Origin of the sequence: Flavobacterium plurextorum, assembly GCF_002217395.1 — a bacterium.
Taxonomy (GTDB): Bacteria; Bacteroidota; Bacteroidia; order Flavobacteriales; family Flavobacteriaceae; genus Flavobacterium; species Flavobacterium plurextorum.
On record NZ_MUHD01000044.1, the window covers coordinates 1 to 17418 of the forward strand.

Genomic DNA, 17418 nt, shown 5'->3' on the forward strand with positions numbered 1-17418 from the left:
TTATAGTACAGCAGCATTTTACTCTTATACATATATATATGTATGTATAAAAAACAAACCCGACAGGTTCTGAGAACCTATCGGGTTATTACAACTATATATTATAGTATTACTTTTTATTGATTGCTTTTGCTTTCGCTTCCCAATGCTCCATCAAATTATCATAATCTACAGGATTAGCAGGAGTTTGATTCAGTAAACGTCCAGATTCAAAAGCACGAACCAGAATTGTTTCAATTAGATAGTCTTCATTTACTTCATATGGCTTATACTCGGTTTTCAGGCTTATATCGAATAAATTCGCTGTTGTATTCGATACAAACGCTTTGAAACCGCTTTTTAAAGTTTTTATCAACTCATATGTTGTTATTCCTGTTTGGCGATGAATCAATTTTACAAGAATCTGACCTTGTTTCCTAGACAACTTCTTTAACCTGTCTTCAAACTCATTATTAAGATAATCCTCAACGATCTTGAAATACTTTTTCTTTTCGCGATTACTATTCAATCGCGCCATACCTTTATTCAATGCAGTCAGCCTATCTGAAGCTAATTTTGCATATGGGTAAACTTTATAAACTCTATTCTGAAGAATCTGAAATAACAATTCAAACTCCTCAACCAAAAAACAAACCTCAACATCTACATACCAAAAAATAAATTACCATAGAGCACAAATAAAAAAACCATCACAAAATGTGATGGTTTTCTTTTGGAGCCGATAGAGGGACTCGAACCCACGACCTGCTGATTACAAATCAGCTGCTCTAGCCAGCTGAGCTACATCGGCCTATTTTCCGGGTGCAAAGATAAAATTGTTTTTTAATATTCCAAAAAAATTTTCACACCACTCTCTATTATTAAAAAAACCACCACATTTCTGTGATGGTTTTATATTGAGCCGATAGAGGGACTCGAACCCACGACCTGCTGATTACAAATCAGCTGCTCTAGCCAGCTGAGCTACATCGGCCTCATTACGGGTGCAAATATAAAGCGGTTTTTCGTTTTACCAAAATAAATTTGCCCTTTTTTATACTTTTTTTTCGCTTACAATTCGTTGATTTTAGCAATCAATTGATTAGCAGTTTCTTCCAATTCAACATTTATTTGTTTGAAGTGTGCTTTTTTATTTTCAACGTTCTTTGCATTCACTTTTGTGATCAAAGTATCAAAAGCAGTGATCGCTTCATCAACTAAAGCATTCGTTTCTGGAGTAGGATTTCCCGTTGTAGACATTTCAAACAAGTAAACCGCTTCAATAATATCTCCTAATACAAAATTGATGTCTTTCTTTAAATTTTTAACGTTTGCCATTTTTATTATAATTTTAATTTGCGTCTGCAAAAATACACATAATCTTTATATTACACGCTATGAAATGTAAATTTCTAAAATTGAAGCTTTTCCATTCAAAACAAACGTTCTTATAGCTGCAGGAATTAATACTGTATCTCCTTTTATATAAGTATGCTTGAAGTTATCATATTCAATTTCAAAACTTCCTTCAATACACATATAAACAGTAAATGTTTCACCAGATTTAGAAATTTCAGTATTACTTTCTAATGGAATAAAATTCGTGGTAAAATAAGGACAATCAACTACAACATTTGAAGTGTTTGTTTTTGAATCGTATTTTTTCTGAGTATTAACTTTATTGTAGTTAATTGCATCAAGCGCTAAATCTACATGAAGTTCTCGTTTGTTTCCCTGCGCATCTACACGATCAAAATCATATAAACGATAGGTAATGTCTGATGTCTGCTGAATCTCTGCAACTACCAAACCAGCACCAATTGCATGAACAGTTCCTGTTTCTAAAAAGAAAACATCTCCTGCTTTTGCTTTTACATCATCTAGAATGGTAACTAAAGTATTATCCTGTAAATGTTTTAAATATTCCTCTTTACTAGAATCCTCTTTAAAACCAACAATAATTCTAGAGTCAGCATCGGCTTGCATTACATACCACATTTCTGTTTTACCAAATGAATTATGACGCTCTTTTGCTAATTTATCATTTGGATGAACTTGAATCGAAAGATCTTCTCTTGCATCTAAATATTTAAACAGTAACGGAAATTGTTTCCCGAAACGCTCATGAACTCTTGTTCCTAAAAGCTCATTTGGAGCTTCAGCAATAAGCTCCATTAATGATTTTCCTTTTAATTCTCCGTTAGACACAATACTAACATCACCTTCTACTGTAGACAATTCCCAACTTTCGCCAGTAATTTTAGATATAATTGGCTTATTTAATACTGTTTTTAATTTTTCTCCTCCCCAGATTCTTTCTTTTAGAATTGGCTCAAATTGCAAAGGATATAAACTTGATTTCATAATTTAATTTTGAAGCTAATAGCTATTAAATAAATAATGAGCTAAGAGCATTATTTCATTTATAATACTAACTCTTTAATTATTTCTAATGCTTTTGGAATATGCTTTGATGCATTTACACTATCAAAAATATAAATAACAACACCATTTCGATCAATAATATAAGTAACACGTCCAGGCAAAAGACCAAACAAATTGTTACGAACACCAAAAAGATGACGTATTTTTTTATCTTGATCTGAAAGTAAGATGAAAGGCAGCTGGTGTTTATCTGCAAATTTATGATGCGACTTTACACTATCACTACTAATACCAATGACTTCTGCACCTAAAGTTGCAAAATCTTCATATTGATCTCTAAAACTGCAAGCTTCAGTTGTACAGCCAGGCGTATTATCTTTTGGATAAAAATAAATCACTAATGGCTTACGCCCCAAAACACTCTGGCTTTCAAAAATATCCCCGTGATTATCTTTTGCAGTAAAATTCGGAACTATATCTCCTATTTTTAATGACATTTATTATTCTCCTTTATAAGTTACAAAATTGCGATCTGTTTCATAAAGCACGATTTCTAGATCAAAATCAGGCTGAATTCGTTTTCTAATTTTATTCCATATCACAACAGCTATATTTTCTGCGGTTGGATTCAAATCTTGAAATTCTGGAACGTCCAGATTCAGATTTTTGTGATCAAACGGAACTTCAACTTCTTCAAGTATAATGTCCGCTAATACTTTCACATCTAAAACAAAACCAGTTTCTGGATCAATTTTACCTGTAACACTTACTGTTAAACCATAATTATGACCATGAAAATTGGGATTATTACATTTTCCAAAAACAGTATTGTTCTTTTCTAATGTCCAATCTTTTCTATGTAATCGATGTGCAGCATTAAAATGCGCTTTTCTTGATATGGTTACTCTCATTTAGGTTTGGTTAGCTTTGGTTATAATTTGTGATCTTCGAGATAATGATCAAATTCATCAAAAATTATCTTAAACCACACCGTATAAATTTCAGGTTGTTTTTCAATATCAGCTTTAACATCTTCTATTTTCATCCATTTCCAGTCTTCTACTTCATCTGGATTTATTGACGGCTCTTCATTATAATACCCAATCATTACATGATCAAGTTCATGCTCAGTCAAACCGTTATCAAAAGGTGCTTTATATATAAAGTGAAACAATTCTTTCAGCTCCGCTTTAAAACCCATTTCTTCAAACAGCCTTCGACTTCCAGCCTCTATATTGGTTTCACCTTCACGCTGGTGACTGCAGCATGTATTAGTCCAGAGTAATGGAGAATGGTATTTATGATGTGCACGCTGCTGCAGCATCATTTCATTTTTATTATTTAAAATAAAAACTGAAAAAGCACGATGTAAAACAGCTTTTTCATGAGCTTCTAATTTTGGCATCAAACCAATCTGCTCATCATTTTGGTTAACTAATATTACGTTTTCTTCTGTCATATGGCGCATTAATCAAACAAAAATACGAAAAAAGAAATGGCTTAAAAATCTCAGCAAACATTGTGAAAAGTTTAACTCGCCGAGAATCTGTACAAAATACTGAATTACAACACACTGCACTTTGCCTTTTCTTGAAAAATCCTTTAAAAATAAGATTTAAAAACTGCAATGGTAAGTTTTACGTAGATAATAAAAAGTTAAAACATACTTAAATATATCTGAATTGTAAAATACACGACATTTGAAGGAAAAATGTAGTCGTATCTTTGAAAAAGAAACAGAATTAAAGCTTAAAAAAAATGAAAACAAAAAACAAAATTCTTAGTCTTTGCTTTTTAATTCCACTTTTTATTTTACAGGCATGCGGGCAAAATACTAAAAAACAAACTGCAAATACTGTTACTATAATGGAAAACAAAATCAACAAACCTGGAAATCCGTACTATTCAAATACTGACACAACTAAATTAAATGTGAGTAATGCCGAATGGAAAAAAGTACTTCCTACTGATGTTTATGCAGTTATGCGCGAAGCTGACACTGAAAGACCTTTTACTGGAAAATACTGGAATACTGATGAAAAAGGAACTTATTACTGCGCTTCGTGCGGAAACAAACTTTTTAGATCTGGAGCCAAATTCTCTAGCAGCTGCGGCTGGCCAAGCTTTTTTGAGCAAGACAATAAAAAAAGTGTGGTTTACAAAAATGATAATTCTCTTGGGATGGAAAGAATAGAAGCGCTTTGCGGCCGCTGTGGAGGACACTTAGGACATTTATTTGATGACGGCCCCGCTCCTACAGGAAAACGTTATTGCATGAATTCGATAGCTCTTGATTTTATTCCTGACAACAAATAAACTGAAAAATGAAAAATACAATTTTAATCTCCCTTTTTGCCCTGGCCTTAAACGGATTTTCGCAAACTAAAAAAGCTTCAAATCTAGATACTATTACACTTGGTGGAGGATGTTACTGGTGCGTTGAAGCTGTTTACGAGAATCTGAATGGGGTAAAATCTGTTGTTTCTGGGTTTTCTGGCGGAAAAAATGCAAATCCAACTTATGAAGAAGTCTGCACAGGCACAACTGGTCATGCAGAAGTAGTTCAAATTACATTTGACAAAAATGTAACAGACATAAACGAAATCTTTAAAGTTTTTTTTACTGTCCATGATCCAACTACACTAAACAGACAAGGCGCTGATGTTGGAACACAATATAGGTCTGTGATTTTTTATAAAAATGCTGAACAGAAAAAAGCTGCCGAATCTATTATTGCCGAATTAAACAAAGCAAAAGTTTACAATAGTCCTATAGTAACTAAAGTTGAACCTTTCAAAGCGTTTTATAAAGCTGAGGATTATCATCAAGATTATTATTCAAACAACAAGAATCAACCTTATTGTAAAATGGTAATTCAGCCTAAACTGGAAAAATTTGAAAAAGTTTTTAAAGACAAACTAAAGAAGAAATAAAAAACCAAAGTGTATAAAAAAGGGGAAATGAAAAATCATTTCCCCTTTTTTATTGCTTCTAAAATTATTGTTTAGCTATTTTTTTAAATCGCATCATTGGCACATCGCCTTGAATTAGATTTAATTTTCCATCTTTATCAATAGAGTAACTTGTAATTTTTCTCATTTGCTTTAAAAATTGCTGTTCGCCGCCGCCTTCACAAAACATCATTGTAGTTGGTCCTGGTTCTCCAAAAGTCAGCGATTTTCCGTTTAAAGTATACGGTGCACTGTAACCGTTACATCCATTATTACCAAAAACCTTTGTTTCTTTCTGATCAAAAGTAATTTGTGGTTTTTTATTTGGATACAAACCTTCAAAAGCAATTCTAGGCCCCGAAATATATTCTAATTCCCAAGTTGTATCATAAATATTCGCTGCGCTTTTACTCTCTTTTGATGCCATACATGAAGTAAGTAATAAGGTTAAAACTGAAACGAATGCAAGTGTAAGTTTTTTCATAAAGATGTTTTTTTTTAGATTAATATTTTTTTGTTTTCGAAAATTAAAATCCTTCTACAAACAGCACTTTCTCAATATCCATGCCTGTTTGCACAAATTGCTAAAAATTATAAATCTTTAAAATTTAATTTTAGCACAAAAAATGTACTTCAGCAACAAATTACATTTCAATATAAATCACACTTTTCTGATATCTAAGTTACATATTTTTATTTAAAATATTACAAATCAAATATTTAAAACAAAAAATATTCGATTGCATTTTTTTGTAATTTGCAATAATCAAAAAACCAAAATCATCCATAAAAACCAAAGATAATGAAGCAGTTCTTTTTATTCTTATTCGTTTTAACAACGATTAATCAGATTCACTCACAAGAAAATCTTCCAACGGATTATCTTTCAAAAGAATTTCACAAGAGCCGTCGCGAAGCATTTAGAAATTTAATGCCCGTTAATTCTGTCGCTGTTGTTTTTTCATATCCTGAGAGAGTATTTTCTAAAGATATTAATTACAATTTTCATCAAAATCCAGATATGTATTATTTAACTGGATACAAAGAACCTGATGCTGTATTATTACTTTTTAAAGAACCTCAAGGAGATGAAAAATACACTGAAGTCCTTTTTGTAAGAGAAAGAAATGCTCTTAAAGAAACCTGGACGGGAAGGCGCTTAGGAATTGAAGGCGCAAAATCTAAATTAGGTTTTACTAAGGTTTATAATGGTGTAGATTTTCACAGTTTTGCAATTGACTATAAAAAATTTGATAAAATCATTTATGATCAGTTTTTGACTAATGTAACTACAAGTAATTCCCCGGAAAGTCTGTATTTGATTATACAAGCTTTCAAAACCAAAGCTGGAATAACAAAAGAAGATGCTGCTTCTGTAGATTTATTTACTAGTATTACCAATTCACTTCGAGAAATAAAGACTTCGGAAGAAATGGAGTTAATGCGAAAAACGGTAAAACTTTCCTGTATTGCGCACAATGAAGTAATGAAAGCAGTTGGACCTGATATGAGCGAAAATGAAGCAGATGGAATTCATGCTTATATTCATAGAAAATATGGTGCCGAAGGCGAAGGTTATCCTCCAATTGTTGGTGCTGGAGCAAACGGATGCATTTTACATTACGGAGAAAACAATGCTGCAAAAATGGAAAATCAATTATTATTGATGGATGTTGGTTCTGAATATCACGGCTATTCTGCAGATGTCACAAGAACTGTTCCTGCTAATGGAAAATTTACCGAAGAACAAAAAGCTATTTATCAAATTGTTTACGATGCACAGGAAGAAGTTTTTAAAATTTGTAAAGAAGGCACACCTTTTCAGGATTTAAATAAAAAAGCAACAGAAGTTGTCGCAGCGGGATTAATAAAACTAGGAATTATTTCTGATCCCAAAGATGTTAAAATTTATTATCCGCATGGTTGTTCACATTTTCTAGGTTTAGATGTTCATGACAAAGGAAATTATCTTGGAACTTTAAAAGAGAATATGGTCTTGACCGTTGAACCTGGAATTTACATTCCTGCAAACAGTAAATGTGATAAAAAATGGTGGAATATTGGTGTTAGAATTGAAGATGATATTGCCATAAAAAAAGACTCTTACGAGAATCTATCAATTGATTCTCCAAGAAAATGGCAAGATGTCGAAGCTTTAGCAAAACAAAAGAGTACTTTCAACGAAATGAAGTTTCCTAAAATCTAGTTTTTTTGACGAAGATTAAAATAATTTAAAAAAAAATTAGCTTTTAGCACTCTTTTGATCGACGGCAAGAAAACATTCTAAACTAAAAACTAATTTTCATTTACTTTGCATTCTAATAATTATTTTAAAATGAAAGCACTTACCTTCTCTACTTTTGGAAATTCAGATGTTTTAGAATATATTGAAATCCCAAATCCGCAATTAAAGAACGATGAAATTCTTGTCGAAATGAAAGCCATCGGATTAAATTTTGCGGATGTTTATAGACGAAAGGGAAATTATCATTTAAAAGGAAACCCTCCTTTTATTGCTGGATATGAAGGCGCAGGAATAGTTGTTGAGTCTAATAATTCAGATTATAAAATAGGAGATCGTGTGGCTTTTGCCGATGTTCCTTTTGCTAATGCTGAATTAGTTGCTGTTAATACAAATCATGTTATTCCTTTACCAGACGATATTTCTTTTGAAACTGCTGCTTCTGTTTTACTTCAGGGTTTGACTGCACATTATTTAGCAACTGACAGCCACAAAACCATAAAAGGCGAAAGTGTTTTAATTCATGCAGCTGCCGGCGGGGTTGGTCAGCTTTTAACACAAATCAGTAAATTGTTGGGCGCAAATGTTATCGGTTTAACCTCATCTCCTGAAAAAGCAAAAACAGCAATTGAACAAGGAGTTGATCATGTTTTACTATATAATGAGGATTGGAAATCAGGTCTTTTTAAGATAATCCCGAAAGGTGTCGATGTGGTTTACGACAGTATTGGAAGTACTTTAATGGAAAGCTTTGAAGTTACAAAAGAATGCGGTCAAGTTGTTTTCTTCGGAATGGCGGGCGGAGATCCTGAATTTGTAAATCCGAGAATGTTAATGGACAGTTCTAAAACTTTAACTGGAGGTGATTTATGGAGTTATTTAAATTCTAAGGAAGAAAGAACAAAAAGAGCCAATCAACTATTTCATTGGATTTTAGATGGAAAAATTAAACTTTCAAAGCCAACTTCATTTAAATTATCCGAAGGAAAAACAGCACACGATTTTTTAGAAAGCAGAAAAAGCACTGGAAAAATAATTTTGATTCCTTAATTTTTTTTTCGCCGCGACCCGACCAAAGGGAATAGACAAAGTAATTCACAAATCACTTAAAATAAAACTCGTGAATTCGTAGTGATTAATATAGTTTACAATTGATCAATTTCGATTTTAGTTAACTCTGACAATTCTAAAATTCTATCAACTTCATTTTTGTTAGCAACAAAAAATAAATAGCTATCTCCTTTTGTGTCGTAACTCATTAACTCTAATTCTTGTTTTGCTAACTCCTTTTGTATGTAAGGAAACAAATCGTGACTGTAGGTTTCTTCAGGATAATCAAATTTAAAATCCTGATCAATCAAATCAGATACTATTGCTTCAGCCTCTTCTGCATCAAATTTCCAATCGCTGTTCCAACAATTTACACCTTCAAAAAAATCAAACTCGTCATCATAATCGTAATCCTCGACACCTTCCTCAAAAGCTTCAAAAAGAATCTGCGCCTGACTTTCTAACAACTCTTCTTCCATCTCTCCTCTTGAAATCAATTTCAAAAATTCTTGAAAATGTTCAACTGAAGTACTTTCAGCTATTAGACTTTCTTTTGAAGGTTTTACAACTGTTGCAGGTATTTCGGCTCCTAAATATTCGCAAATACCCTGCAAAACAATTTCAAAGTCCTTAAAACCTATTTTCTCAATTTCATTAGTTGGTTCTTTTATATCGACTGCTTTAAGTTCTAAAAGCCCACGTGTATAATCATAAAAATAGCTGTTATTATACAGTAATTTAAAATCGTTTGTTTCCGCACTGTTAGTACAACAAAAGAAAACTATGAAATTATTCAAAACATGCTTCAAATGTTTTTTCATTTCTGGAGCAGGCTTTGAGAAAAATTCGATGTGAATGTAGTAATAATTCAATCCTTCCTTTATCTCTTCATCTGAAAGCGGCCCTATATTTACCTTTTTATATACCTCATTTAAAATTTCATATGCATTATTAAAACCCGCTTTTTTAATTTCTGCTTTTCCCTCATCATGATCAAATGAATCTGGAATTGAATATAAGGCTACAGAAACAGTGTCATGAATTCCTTTCATTTTGAAATTCAATCTGCTGGATTCGTGGTATAAATGAGAATAAACTTCGTATAAAACATCAAAAGAAACAATCGACTTTGGGTCATTATTTCTATTAAACAAATTAGAAAAAAAACTGCTCATTGAAATCAAGGTTTAAAAAATCGAAATAATAGTAAAATTAAGTATTCAAAACTATGGTTTATTTACTACAAAAAGAACAAACCAATATATTTTTTATACCTACTATATATTGTTTAACGATTTATAAATAGACTAAAATACGTTGCAGCAAAAAAACTATTATTTCAATGTTTCTGCAATCATCAAAGCACATTTCTCTCCGTCGATTGCGGCAGAAATAATACCACCTGCATAACCCGCTCCTTCACCACAAGGATACAATCCTTTTATTTGCAAATGCTCTAAAGTTTGAGCGTCTCTCGGAATCCTAACCGGCGATGAAGTTCTACTTTCTGGTGCGTGTAAAATTGCCTCATTAGTTAAATAACCTCGCATTGATTTACCAAACTCCTTAAAACCTTCACGTAAAATCTGTGATAAAAATCCCGGAAAAACCTGTCCCATTTCGACAGAAGTAGTTCCTGGAACGTAAGAAGTTTTTGGAATATCAGCAGAAACTTTGTTTTGTGTAAAATCAACCATTCTCTGAGCCGGAACTTTTTGAGTTTGTCCAGCTAAATGCCATGCTTTTTGTTCAATGCTTTTTTGAAATTCCATTCCAGCAAGAGCACCAAATTTTGCAAAAGGTTTAAAATCTTCTAGCTTCAACTCAATTACAATTCCTGAATTTGCTGTTGCTTGATCTCGTTTCGATGGTGACCAGCCATTTGTAACTACTTCGCCTGGACTTGTAGCACAAGGTGCAATTACTCCACCCGGACACATACAGAACGAATACATTCCACGACCGTTTACTTGTTTTACAATCGAATATGGAGCCGGCGGCAAATGTTCACCGCGATAATCACAGCTGTATTGAATACTATCAATTAATTCCTGCGAATGTTCTGCACGAACTCCTAAAGCAAAAGGTTTTGCTTCGATTAAAATTTTCTTTTTATCTAATAATTCAAAAATATCTCGCGCTGAATGTCCAGTTGCTAATATTAATTTATTAGCGAGAATCTTATCTCCATTTTGAGTTACGATTCCTTCTACTTCATTGTTTTTTACTAAAATATCAGTTACTCTAGTATCAAACAAAACTTGACCGCCAAACTCAATGATTTTATTTCGAATATCTTCAATAATTTTCGGCAGTTTATTAGTCCCAATATGTGGATGTGCTTCAACCAAAATATCTTCTGAAGCTCCAAAAGCAACCAAAAGTTCTAAAATTCGGGTTACGTCACCACGCTTTTTAGAACGCGTATACAATTTACCATCAGAATAAGTTCCTGCTCCTCCTTCACCAAAACAATAGTTTGAATCTTCATTTACGATGTGTTCAACATTTATTGCTTTTAAATCACGTCGGCGTCCGCGAACATCTTTTCCACGTTCGAGTACAATTGGTTTTAAACCTAATTCAATTAATTGCAAAGCGGCAAAAAGTCCGGCCGGACCAGCACCAACAACAATGACTTCCTGTGCAGAAGAAACGTCTTTATATATAGGAAGTTCAATTTTAGTTTCCTGAAAAGGTTCCCCTTTTAAATATATTATAACTTTCAAATTGATTTTTATCGCTTTTTGGCGCGCATCAATCGAACGTTTTAAAATTGTAATATGCTGAATTTCGTTGGGAGAAACCTTTATTTGTTTTGATAAATAATCTTTAAGCAACAATTCGTTTGCTGCAGTTTCTGGAGTTACCTGAAGTAAAAGTTCTCTTGGCATTGTATCTTATTTATTAGCTTTTCTTTCTATGAAAAGAAGTTGCAAAAATAACATTTTAAAATGAGATTTTATGTTTCCTAAAAAATTTGCACGCAGATTATTTAAATCAAAAAAAATCTTTTGATAGTCTTAGACGCACTGCAGTGCGTCTCTACAAATAAAAACTCAGAACTTTTTTTTCAAATAGACTTTGTACCTTTGTTACTTTGAACCTTTGCACCTATAAAAATAATGTCTAGAAAAATAAAATTAATCTGGGATTTTCGCGGTCCAGCTTCTGCAAAAACAGCTGAACACCATGAAATTCATTTAAAAGAATACATCACAATCGAAAAACTATCTTTAAACATTACGGGATTTAAAATCATAGACGATATGTACGCCATAGCTTTTATGGTGGTAACCGATGAAAATATGATTCAGGTAAGAGATGCTTTGAAACCGCATCGTGGGGAAGTTTATTCTGAGTAAGATGTAAAATAAAAAATGTGAGATGATTCAAAATACATTTAACATCTCACATTTTTCATTTAACTAATTAGCTACTTCACTAATAAACTTAATACGCATTAAACGTAATTCATCAATATCGTAATCGCCGTCGAATTCTTTTAGAGCGTCTTCGATTTTGTCTGATTCGGATTCCATGAAATAATCGTGAATTTCTTCTTGCTGATCATCATCGAGCATATCATCAACCCAATATTTAATATTCAGTTTTGTTCCTGAATATACTATTTGCTCCATTTCTTTAATCAATGCATCCATCGAAAGCCCTTTTGCAGAAGCAATATCACTTAAAGGTAATTTTCGATCAATATTCTGAATGATATACAATTTATTGGCAGAATTTACTCCGGTAGATTTCACCACTAAATCATCTGGACGAATAATATCATTATCTTCAACATATCTACTTATTAAGGTAACAAATTCGCTTCCATATTTTTTAGCTTTTCCTTCACCAACTCCGTGAATATTGTACAATTCAGTTAATGAAATTGGATATTTTAAAGCCATGTCTTCAAGTGAAGGATCTTGAAAAACAACAAATGGAGGAACACCTAATTTTTTAGCCACCTTTTTACGTAGTTCACGCAGCATTCCCATTAAAACTTCATCTGCGGTACCTGATGATTTTGATGATGCAACAATAGCTTCATCATCAGCTTCACTGTATTCGTGATCTTCTGACATCAGGAATGAAACTGGTTTTTTAATAAAATCTAAACCTTGTTTGGTAATTTTTATTACGCCATAAGTTTCAATATCTTTTGATAAATAGCCGCTTACTAAAACTTGTCTAAGCAAAGCCATCCAATATTTCTCGTCATGATCTGAACCTGAACCAAAGAAAGACTGCGTATCTGTTTTATGCGCTTTTATAACGGCATTAACGCGACCTATTAAGGTAAAGACAATTTCTTTTGACTTATATATATGTTTGGTATCACGAACAATTTCAAGCAACTTAACGACTTGATCTTTGGCTTCAACTTTATTTTTAGGATTACGAACATTGTCATCCATATCTGCGCCTTCGCCAGTTTCGCTGTCAAATTCTTCACCAAAGTAATGGAGTAAAAATTTACGGCGTGACATAGAGGTTTCTGCATAAGCGACAACTTCTTGCAGAAGAGCAAAACCAATTTCTTGTTCGGCAACTGGTTTACCAGACATAAATTTTTCTAGTTTCTCTACATCTTTATACGAGTAATATGCCAAGCAATGTCCTTCCCCGCCATCACGGCCAGCGCGTCCTGTTTCTTGATAATAGCTTTCTAGTGATTTTGGAATATCATGGTGAATTACAAAACGAACATCGGGTTTGTCGATTCCCATTCCGAAAGCAATTGTTGCAACTACTACATCAACGTCTTCCATCAAAAACATATCCTGATGTTTTGCTCTCGTTTTTGCATCTAAACCAGCGTGGTAAGGAACAGCGCTAATTCCATTTACTTGTAAAACCTCAGCAATCGATTCTACTTTTTTACGGCTCAAACAGTAAATAATTCCTGATTTGCCTTTATGTTGTTTGATAAATCGAATAATATCCGACTCAATATTTTTAGTTTTTGTACGTACTTCGTAATATAAATTAGGTCTGTTAAACGAAGCTTTAAAAGTATTTGCATCTACCATATCCAAGTTCTTCAGGATATCTTCCTGTACCTTTGGTGTGGCAGTAGCGGTAAGTCCAATAATTGGAACTTTACCTAATTGTTTAATTATGTTTCTAAGATTCCGGTATTCTGGTCTAAAATCATGACCCCATTCTGAAATACAATGTGCTTCATCGATAGCAACAAATGAAATGGGTACACTTTGCAAGAAAGTAACATATTCTTCTTTCGTTAAAGATTCTGGAGCCACATACAAGAGTTTAGTCAATCCAGACGAAATGTCTTTTTTAACTTGTGCAATTTCTGTTTTAGTAAGTGAGGAATTCAGTACATGTGCAATTCCGTTTTCTGAAGAAAGGCTTCGAATCGCATCTACCTGATTTTTCATCAAAGCAATTAAAGGAGATACAACAATCGCTGTTCCGTCCTGAATTAAAGCGGGTAATTGATAACAAAGAGACTTTCCTCCGCCAGTAGGCATAATTACAAAAGTATTCTTTTTATCTAAAATACTCGTAATGACTTGCTCTTGCAAGCCTTTAAATTGGCTAAAGCCGAAATACTTCTTTAATTCCTTATGTATTTCAATTTCGTTTGAATTCATTCTTTATTTAAATGGATATTTTTGTATAAATTTGCAACACATAAAGATACAACTTTCTTTTATACATACAAATTTTAAATATTCTGTTTTGATCACAAAAGAAAATATATTGGCGATTGCCAAAAAAACCATACTCTCTGAAAGTGAAGCAATTACAAAGTTAATCGATTTTCTTGATGAAAATTTCTTCGAAGCAACCCAGCGCATTTATGAAACTAAAGGTCGTTTGATCGTTACCGGCATCGGAAAAAGCGCAATTATTGCTCAAAAAATGGTTGCTACTTTTAACTCTACTGGAACACCTTCTATGTTCCTGCATGCATCAGAGGCAATTCATGGCGACTTAGGAATGATACAAAATGAAGACATCATTATTTGCATTTCAAAAAGCGGCAACAGTCCTGAAATTAAAGTACTAGTACCGTTATTAAAACGTTTCGGAAACACTTTAATCGCCATTACTGGAAATATAACTTCGGCTTTGGCTAAAGGTTCTGATTATGTTTTAAATACCACTGTAGATACTGAGGCCTGTCCTATTAATCTGGCTCCAACAAACAGTACTACTGCACAACTTGTAATGGGAGATGCACTTGCTGTCTGTCTTATGGAAATGCGCGATTTTAAACCAGAAGATTTTGCGGTTTATCATCCCGGAGGTGCTTTGGGCAAAAAATTACTGCTTCGCGTGAAAGATATGATTGAGCATTCGTTAAAACCAATGGTAACTCCTGACACATCTGTTAAAAAGGTAATTTTCGAAATCTCCGAAAAAAGACTAGGCGTTACAGCAGTTATTGAAAATGATAAAATCGTGGGCATTATTACTGATGGAGATATTAGAAGAATGCTGAACGACAGAGATTCTATTGCAGATTTAACTGCTAAAGACATTATGTCTAAAAACCCAAAATTAGTATCTTCAGAAACTATGGCTGTTGACGCCTTGAACATTCTAGAAGATTTTTCTATAACACAGCTTATCGTTGCAGACAACGGCGAATACAAAGGAGTACTGCATTTACATGACATTTTAAAAGAAGGAATCGTATAATGGCAAAGAAAAACCTTGGCGAAATGTCATTTTTAGATCATCTTGAAGAATTAAGATGGTTATTAGTTAGAAGTACTTTTGCTATATGCATTATGGCATTTGTTACTTATTTTATTAGTGATTATTTATTTGATGAAATTATTCTAGGTCCAACAAGACCTACTTTTTTCACTTATCAATGGTTCTGCGACTTATCTCATCAATTAGGATTTGCTGACAGCATTTGTATTACTGAATTGAATTTTATTATTCAGAATACAGAAATGGAAGGGCAGGTTAATATTTTTGTATGGATGTGTCTTTTGGCTGGTTTTATTTTAAGTTTCCCTTATATTTTATGGGAAGTTTGGAAATTCATCAGTCCTGCTTTGTATGAAAAAGAAAGAAAAAATGCGAAGGTTTTTATATTTACCTCTTCGTTACTTTTCTTTTTAGGAGTAATATTTGGTTATTATGTTGTAATACCAATGTCGGTGAATTTCGTCGCTACTTTCTCTATAAGTAAAATGGTAGTAAATCAATTTACAATAGAATCTTACATGGGAATGGTAAAAACGAGTATTCTGGCGAGTGGATTATTTTTTGAACTGCCAATTATCATCTATTTCTTAACTAAGTTAGGTTTAGTAACTCCTGATTTTTTAAGAAAATATTGGAAATATGCAGTTGTTATCATCTTAATCGTTGCCGCAATTGTAACTCCTCCAGATGTAGTGAGCCAAACTATTGTAGCAATACCAATGTTAATCATCTACGAAGTAAGTATTCTAATATCTAGAATTGTTTATAAAAATAAATTGAAAGAAAATGTCTGATATTATTCAAGAATTCAACGACTACCGTTCTAAAATGAACGAAAAATTGCTTGCAGATAACAATAAAATTGTAAAGCGAATTTTTAATCTTGACACTAATGCTTATGCTCCGGGAGCTCTTGATGTAAAAACTAAAGAACTTTTAGGATTAGTAGCGTCTGCAGTTTTACGATGTGATGATTGTGTAAAATATCATCTTGAAACAAGTCATAAAGAAGGCGTTACTAAAGAAGAAATGATGGAAGCAATGGGAATTGCAACTCTTGTTGGAGGAACAATTGTAATCCCGCATTTAAGAAGAGCTTACGAATTTTGGGAAGCTCTTGAAGAAGCTGAAACTAAATAATTGTTAATAGGTTTATTTGTTGAATCGTTTATTCGTTAATTTGTGACGAATAAACGATTTGAACGTTTAAACGATTAAACTAAAAAAATGAAATTAAGAGCCGATAATTTAATCAAAACCTATAAAGGCCGAAGTGTTGTAAAAGGAATTTCTGTAGAAGTAAATCAAGGAGAAATCGTTGGACTTTTAGGTCCAAATGGTGCAGGAAAAACAACTTCTTTTTATATGATCGTAGGATTGGTAAAACCAAACTCAGGAAATATTTATCTTGACGATTTGAATATTACTGATTATCCGATGTACAAACGTGCGCAACAAGGAATTGGCTATTTGGCACAGGAAGCATCCGTTTTTAGAAAATTAAGTATTGAAGACAATATCTTGAGTGTTTTACAGCTGACTAAACTTTCGAAGGAAGAACAATACGCTAAGATGGAAAGCTTAATTGAAGAATTCAGTTTAGAGCATATTCGTACAAATAGAGGTGATTTACTTTCTGGAGGTGAGCGTCGTCGTACTGAAATTGCTCGCGCATTAGCAACAGATCCAAAATTTATTTTGCTTGATGAACCTTTCGCTGGAGTTGACCCTGTTGCGGTTGAAGATATTCAGAGAATTGTAGCACAATTAAAGAACAAAAACATCGGAATCTTAATTACTGACCACAACGTTCAGGAAACTTTGGCAATTACCGATAAAACATATCTAATGTTTGAAGGAGGAATTCTTAAGGCAGGAATCCCAGAAGAGCTTGTTGAAGACGAAATGGTTCGTCGTGTATATCTTGGACAGAACTTCGAGCTACGTAAGAAGAAACTTGAATTCTAATTTATAGTGTTCAGTGTTCAGGTCTTTAGTGATCAGTTCTTAAAAAAGTAATCATTGATCAGTTTTTTAGTATTCAGTTTCAAGCTGATCACTAAAAAACTGATTTTTTTTTGATCCAAAAAATAATGAATACTTAACTGAGCA

Annotated in this window: 18 protein-coding genes, 2 tRNA genes and 1 pseudogene; 9 read left to right on the top strand and 12 right to left on the bottom strand. The window is 32.9% G+C overall.

From position 1 onward, the window contains the following. Window positions 1–109: 109 nt before the first annotated feature. The 8 genes and pseudogenes from B0A81_RS19890 to idi all read right to left on the bottom strand — a co-directional run. Window positions 110–601 (bottom strand): annotated as a pseudogene (locus B0A81_RS19890) (DUF4294 domain-containing protein); the annotation flags it as partial. 112 nt (window positions 602–713) lie between these two features. Continuing rightward, window positions 714–790 (bottom strand) — tRNA-Thr (locus B0A81_RS19895). Window positions 791–899: 109 nt separating this feature from the next. After that, window positions 900–973, bottom strand: a tRNA-Thr gene (locus tag B0A81_RS19900). Window positions 974–1050: 77 nt separating this feature from the next. After that, the gene (locus B0A81_RS19905) at window positions 1051–1317 is read right to left on the bottom strand and encodes a hypothetical protein (RefSeq protein WP_068843886.1); all 267 of its coding nucleotides are present in this window, start codon (window positions 1315–1317) and stop codon (window positions 1051–1053) included. 57 nt (window positions 1318–1374) lie between these two features. Then, the gene (locus B0A81_RS19910; protein ID WP_089059630.1) at window positions 1375–2343 is read right to left on the bottom strand and encodes a type I phosphomannose isomerase catalytic subunit; all 969 of its coding nucleotides are present in this window, start codon (window positions 2341–2343) and stop codon (window positions 1375–1377) included. A 59-nt stretch (window positions 2344–2402) separates the two neighbouring features. Next, window positions 2403–2861 (bottom strand): peroxiredoxin, encoded by a 459-nt coding sequence (locus B0A81_RS19915; protein WP_089059631.1) that lies wholly within the window; start codon window positions 2859–2861, stop codon window positions 2403–2405. Between the two features lie 3 nt (window positions 2862–2864). Continuing rightward, window positions 2865–3275 (bottom strand): 6-carboxytetrahydropterin synthase, encoded by a 411-nt coding sequence (locus tag B0A81_RS19920; RefSeq protein WP_089059632.1) that lies wholly within the window; start codon window positions 3273–3275, stop codon window positions 2865–2867. 20 nt (window positions 3276–3295) lie between these two features. Next, on the bottom strand, window positions 3296–3823 hold the full coding sequence (gene idi, locus B0A81_RS19925; RefSeq protein WP_089059633.1) for an isopentenyl-diphosphate Delta-isomerase: 528 nt from the start codon (window positions 3821–3823) through the stop codon (window positions 3296–3298). 299 nt (window positions 3824–4122) lie between these two features. Here idi and msrB point away from each other — a divergent pair, with 299 nt between their 5' ends. Both msrB and msrA read left to right on the top strand, forming a co-directional pair. Beyond that, window positions 4123–4680 carry a peptide-methionine (R)-S-oxide reductase MsrB gene (msrB, locus tag B0A81_RS19930; protein ID WP_089059634.1) on the top strand — a complete coding sequence of 186 codons (558 nt, stop codon included), beginning with the start codon at window positions 4123–4125 and terminating at the stop codon, window positions 4678–4680. 8 nt (window positions 4681–4688) lie between these two features. Further along, entirely contained in the window at window positions 4689–5297 is a 609-nt protein-coding gene (gene msrA / locus B0A81_RS19935; protein ID WP_089059635.1) for a peptide-methionine (S)-S-oxide reductase MsrA, read from the top strand. Between the two features lie 64 nt (window positions 5298–5361). On the opposite strand, the gene B0A81_RS19940 is transcribed toward msrA, so the two are convergent. Beyond that, complete coding sequence (locus B0A81_RS19940; protein WP_089059636.1) at window positions 5362–5799, bottom strand: META domain-containing protein; 438 nt, start codon at window positions 5797–5799, stop codon at window positions 5362–5364. A gap of 318 nt (window positions 5800–6117) precedes the next feature. Between B0A81_RS19940 and B0A81_RS19945 the strand changes: the two genes are divergently transcribed. Further along, the gene (locus tag B0A81_RS19945; RefSeq protein ID WP_089059637.1) at window positions 6118–7521 is read left to right on the top strand and encodes an aminopeptidase P N-terminal domain-containing protein; all 1404 of its coding nucleotides are present in this window, start codon (window positions 6118–6120) and stop codon (window positions 7519–7521) included. A gap of 129 nt (window positions 7522–7650) precedes the next feature. Beyond that, window positions 7651–8607, top strand: a complete 957-nt coding sequence (locus B0A81_RS19950; protein WP_089059638.1) for a quinone oxidoreductase family protein — start codon at window positions 7651–7653, stop codon at window positions 8605–8607. Between the two features lie 95 nt (window positions 8608–8702). On the opposite strand, the gene B0A81_RS19955 is transcribed toward B0A81_RS19950, so the two are convergent. Both B0A81_RS19955 and B0A81_RS19960 read right to left on the bottom strand, forming a co-directional pair. Further along, window positions 8703–9782: a DUF6630 family protein gene (locus B0A81_RS19955; RefSeq protein ID WP_089059639.1), complete on the bottom strand. Its 1080-nt coding sequence runs from the start codon at window positions 9780–9782 to the stop codon at window positions 8703–8705. A gap of 159 nt (window positions 9783–9941) precedes the next feature. Then, window positions 9942–11501 (bottom strand): NAD(P)/FAD-dependent oxidoreductase, encoded by a 1560-nt coding sequence (locus B0A81_RS19960; protein WP_089059640.1) that lies wholly within the window; start codon window positions 11499–11501, stop codon window positions 9942–9944. Between the two features lie 231 nt (window positions 11502–11732). Here B0A81_RS19960 and B0A81_RS19965 point away from each other — a divergent pair, with 231 nt between their 5' ends. Further along, complete coding sequence (locus tag B0A81_RS19965; RefSeq protein WP_089059641.1) at window positions 11733–11972, top strand: hypothetical protein; 240 nt, start codon at window positions 11733–11735, stop codon at window positions 11970–11972. 63 nt (window positions 11973–12035) lie between these two features. Here the strand turns inward: B0A81_RS19965 and recQ are convergent, their stop codons facing one another. Continuing rightward, window positions 12036–14231, bottom strand: a complete 2196-nt coding sequence (gene recQ / locus B0A81_RS19970) for a DNA helicase RecQ (protein ID WP_089059642.1) — start codon at window positions 14229–14231, stop codon at window positions 12036–12038. Window positions 14232–14319: 88 nt separating this feature from the next. On the opposite strand from recQ, the gene B0A81_RS19975 reads away from it, so the two are divergent. The 4 genes from B0A81_RS19975 (at window position 14320) to lptB (ending at window position 17274) form a co-directional block, all read left to right on the top strand. Beyond that, window positions 14320–15285, top strand: coding sequence for a KpsF/GutQ family sugar-phosphate isomerase (locus B0A81_RS19975; protein ID WP_165768105.1), 966 nt, complete (start codon window positions 14320–14322; stop codon window positions 15283–15285). Continuing rightward, window positions 15285–16100, top strand: a complete 816-nt coding sequence (gene tatC, locus B0A81_RS19980; RefSeq protein WP_089055263.1) for a twin-arginine translocase subunit TatC — start codon at window positions 15285–15287, stop codon at window positions 16098–16100. Before B0A81_RS19975 ends, tatC begins: the two co-directional genes overlap by 1 nt. Beyond that, a complete protein-coding gene (locus tag B0A81_RS19985; protein ID WP_089055264.1) occupies window positions 16093–16446 on the top strand; it encodes a carboxymuconolactone decarboxylase family protein in 354 nt (117 codons plus the stop codon). Before tatC ends, B0A81_RS19985 begins: the two co-directional genes overlap by 8 nt. 87 nt (window positions 16447–16533) lie before the next feature. Further along, a complete protein-coding gene (gene lptB / locus B0A81_RS19990; RefSeq protein WP_089055265.1) occupies window positions 16534–17274 on the top strand; it encodes an LPS export ABC transporter ATP-binding protein in 741 nt (246 codons plus the stop codon). The last annotated feature ends 144 nt before the right edge of the window (window positions 17275–17418 follow it).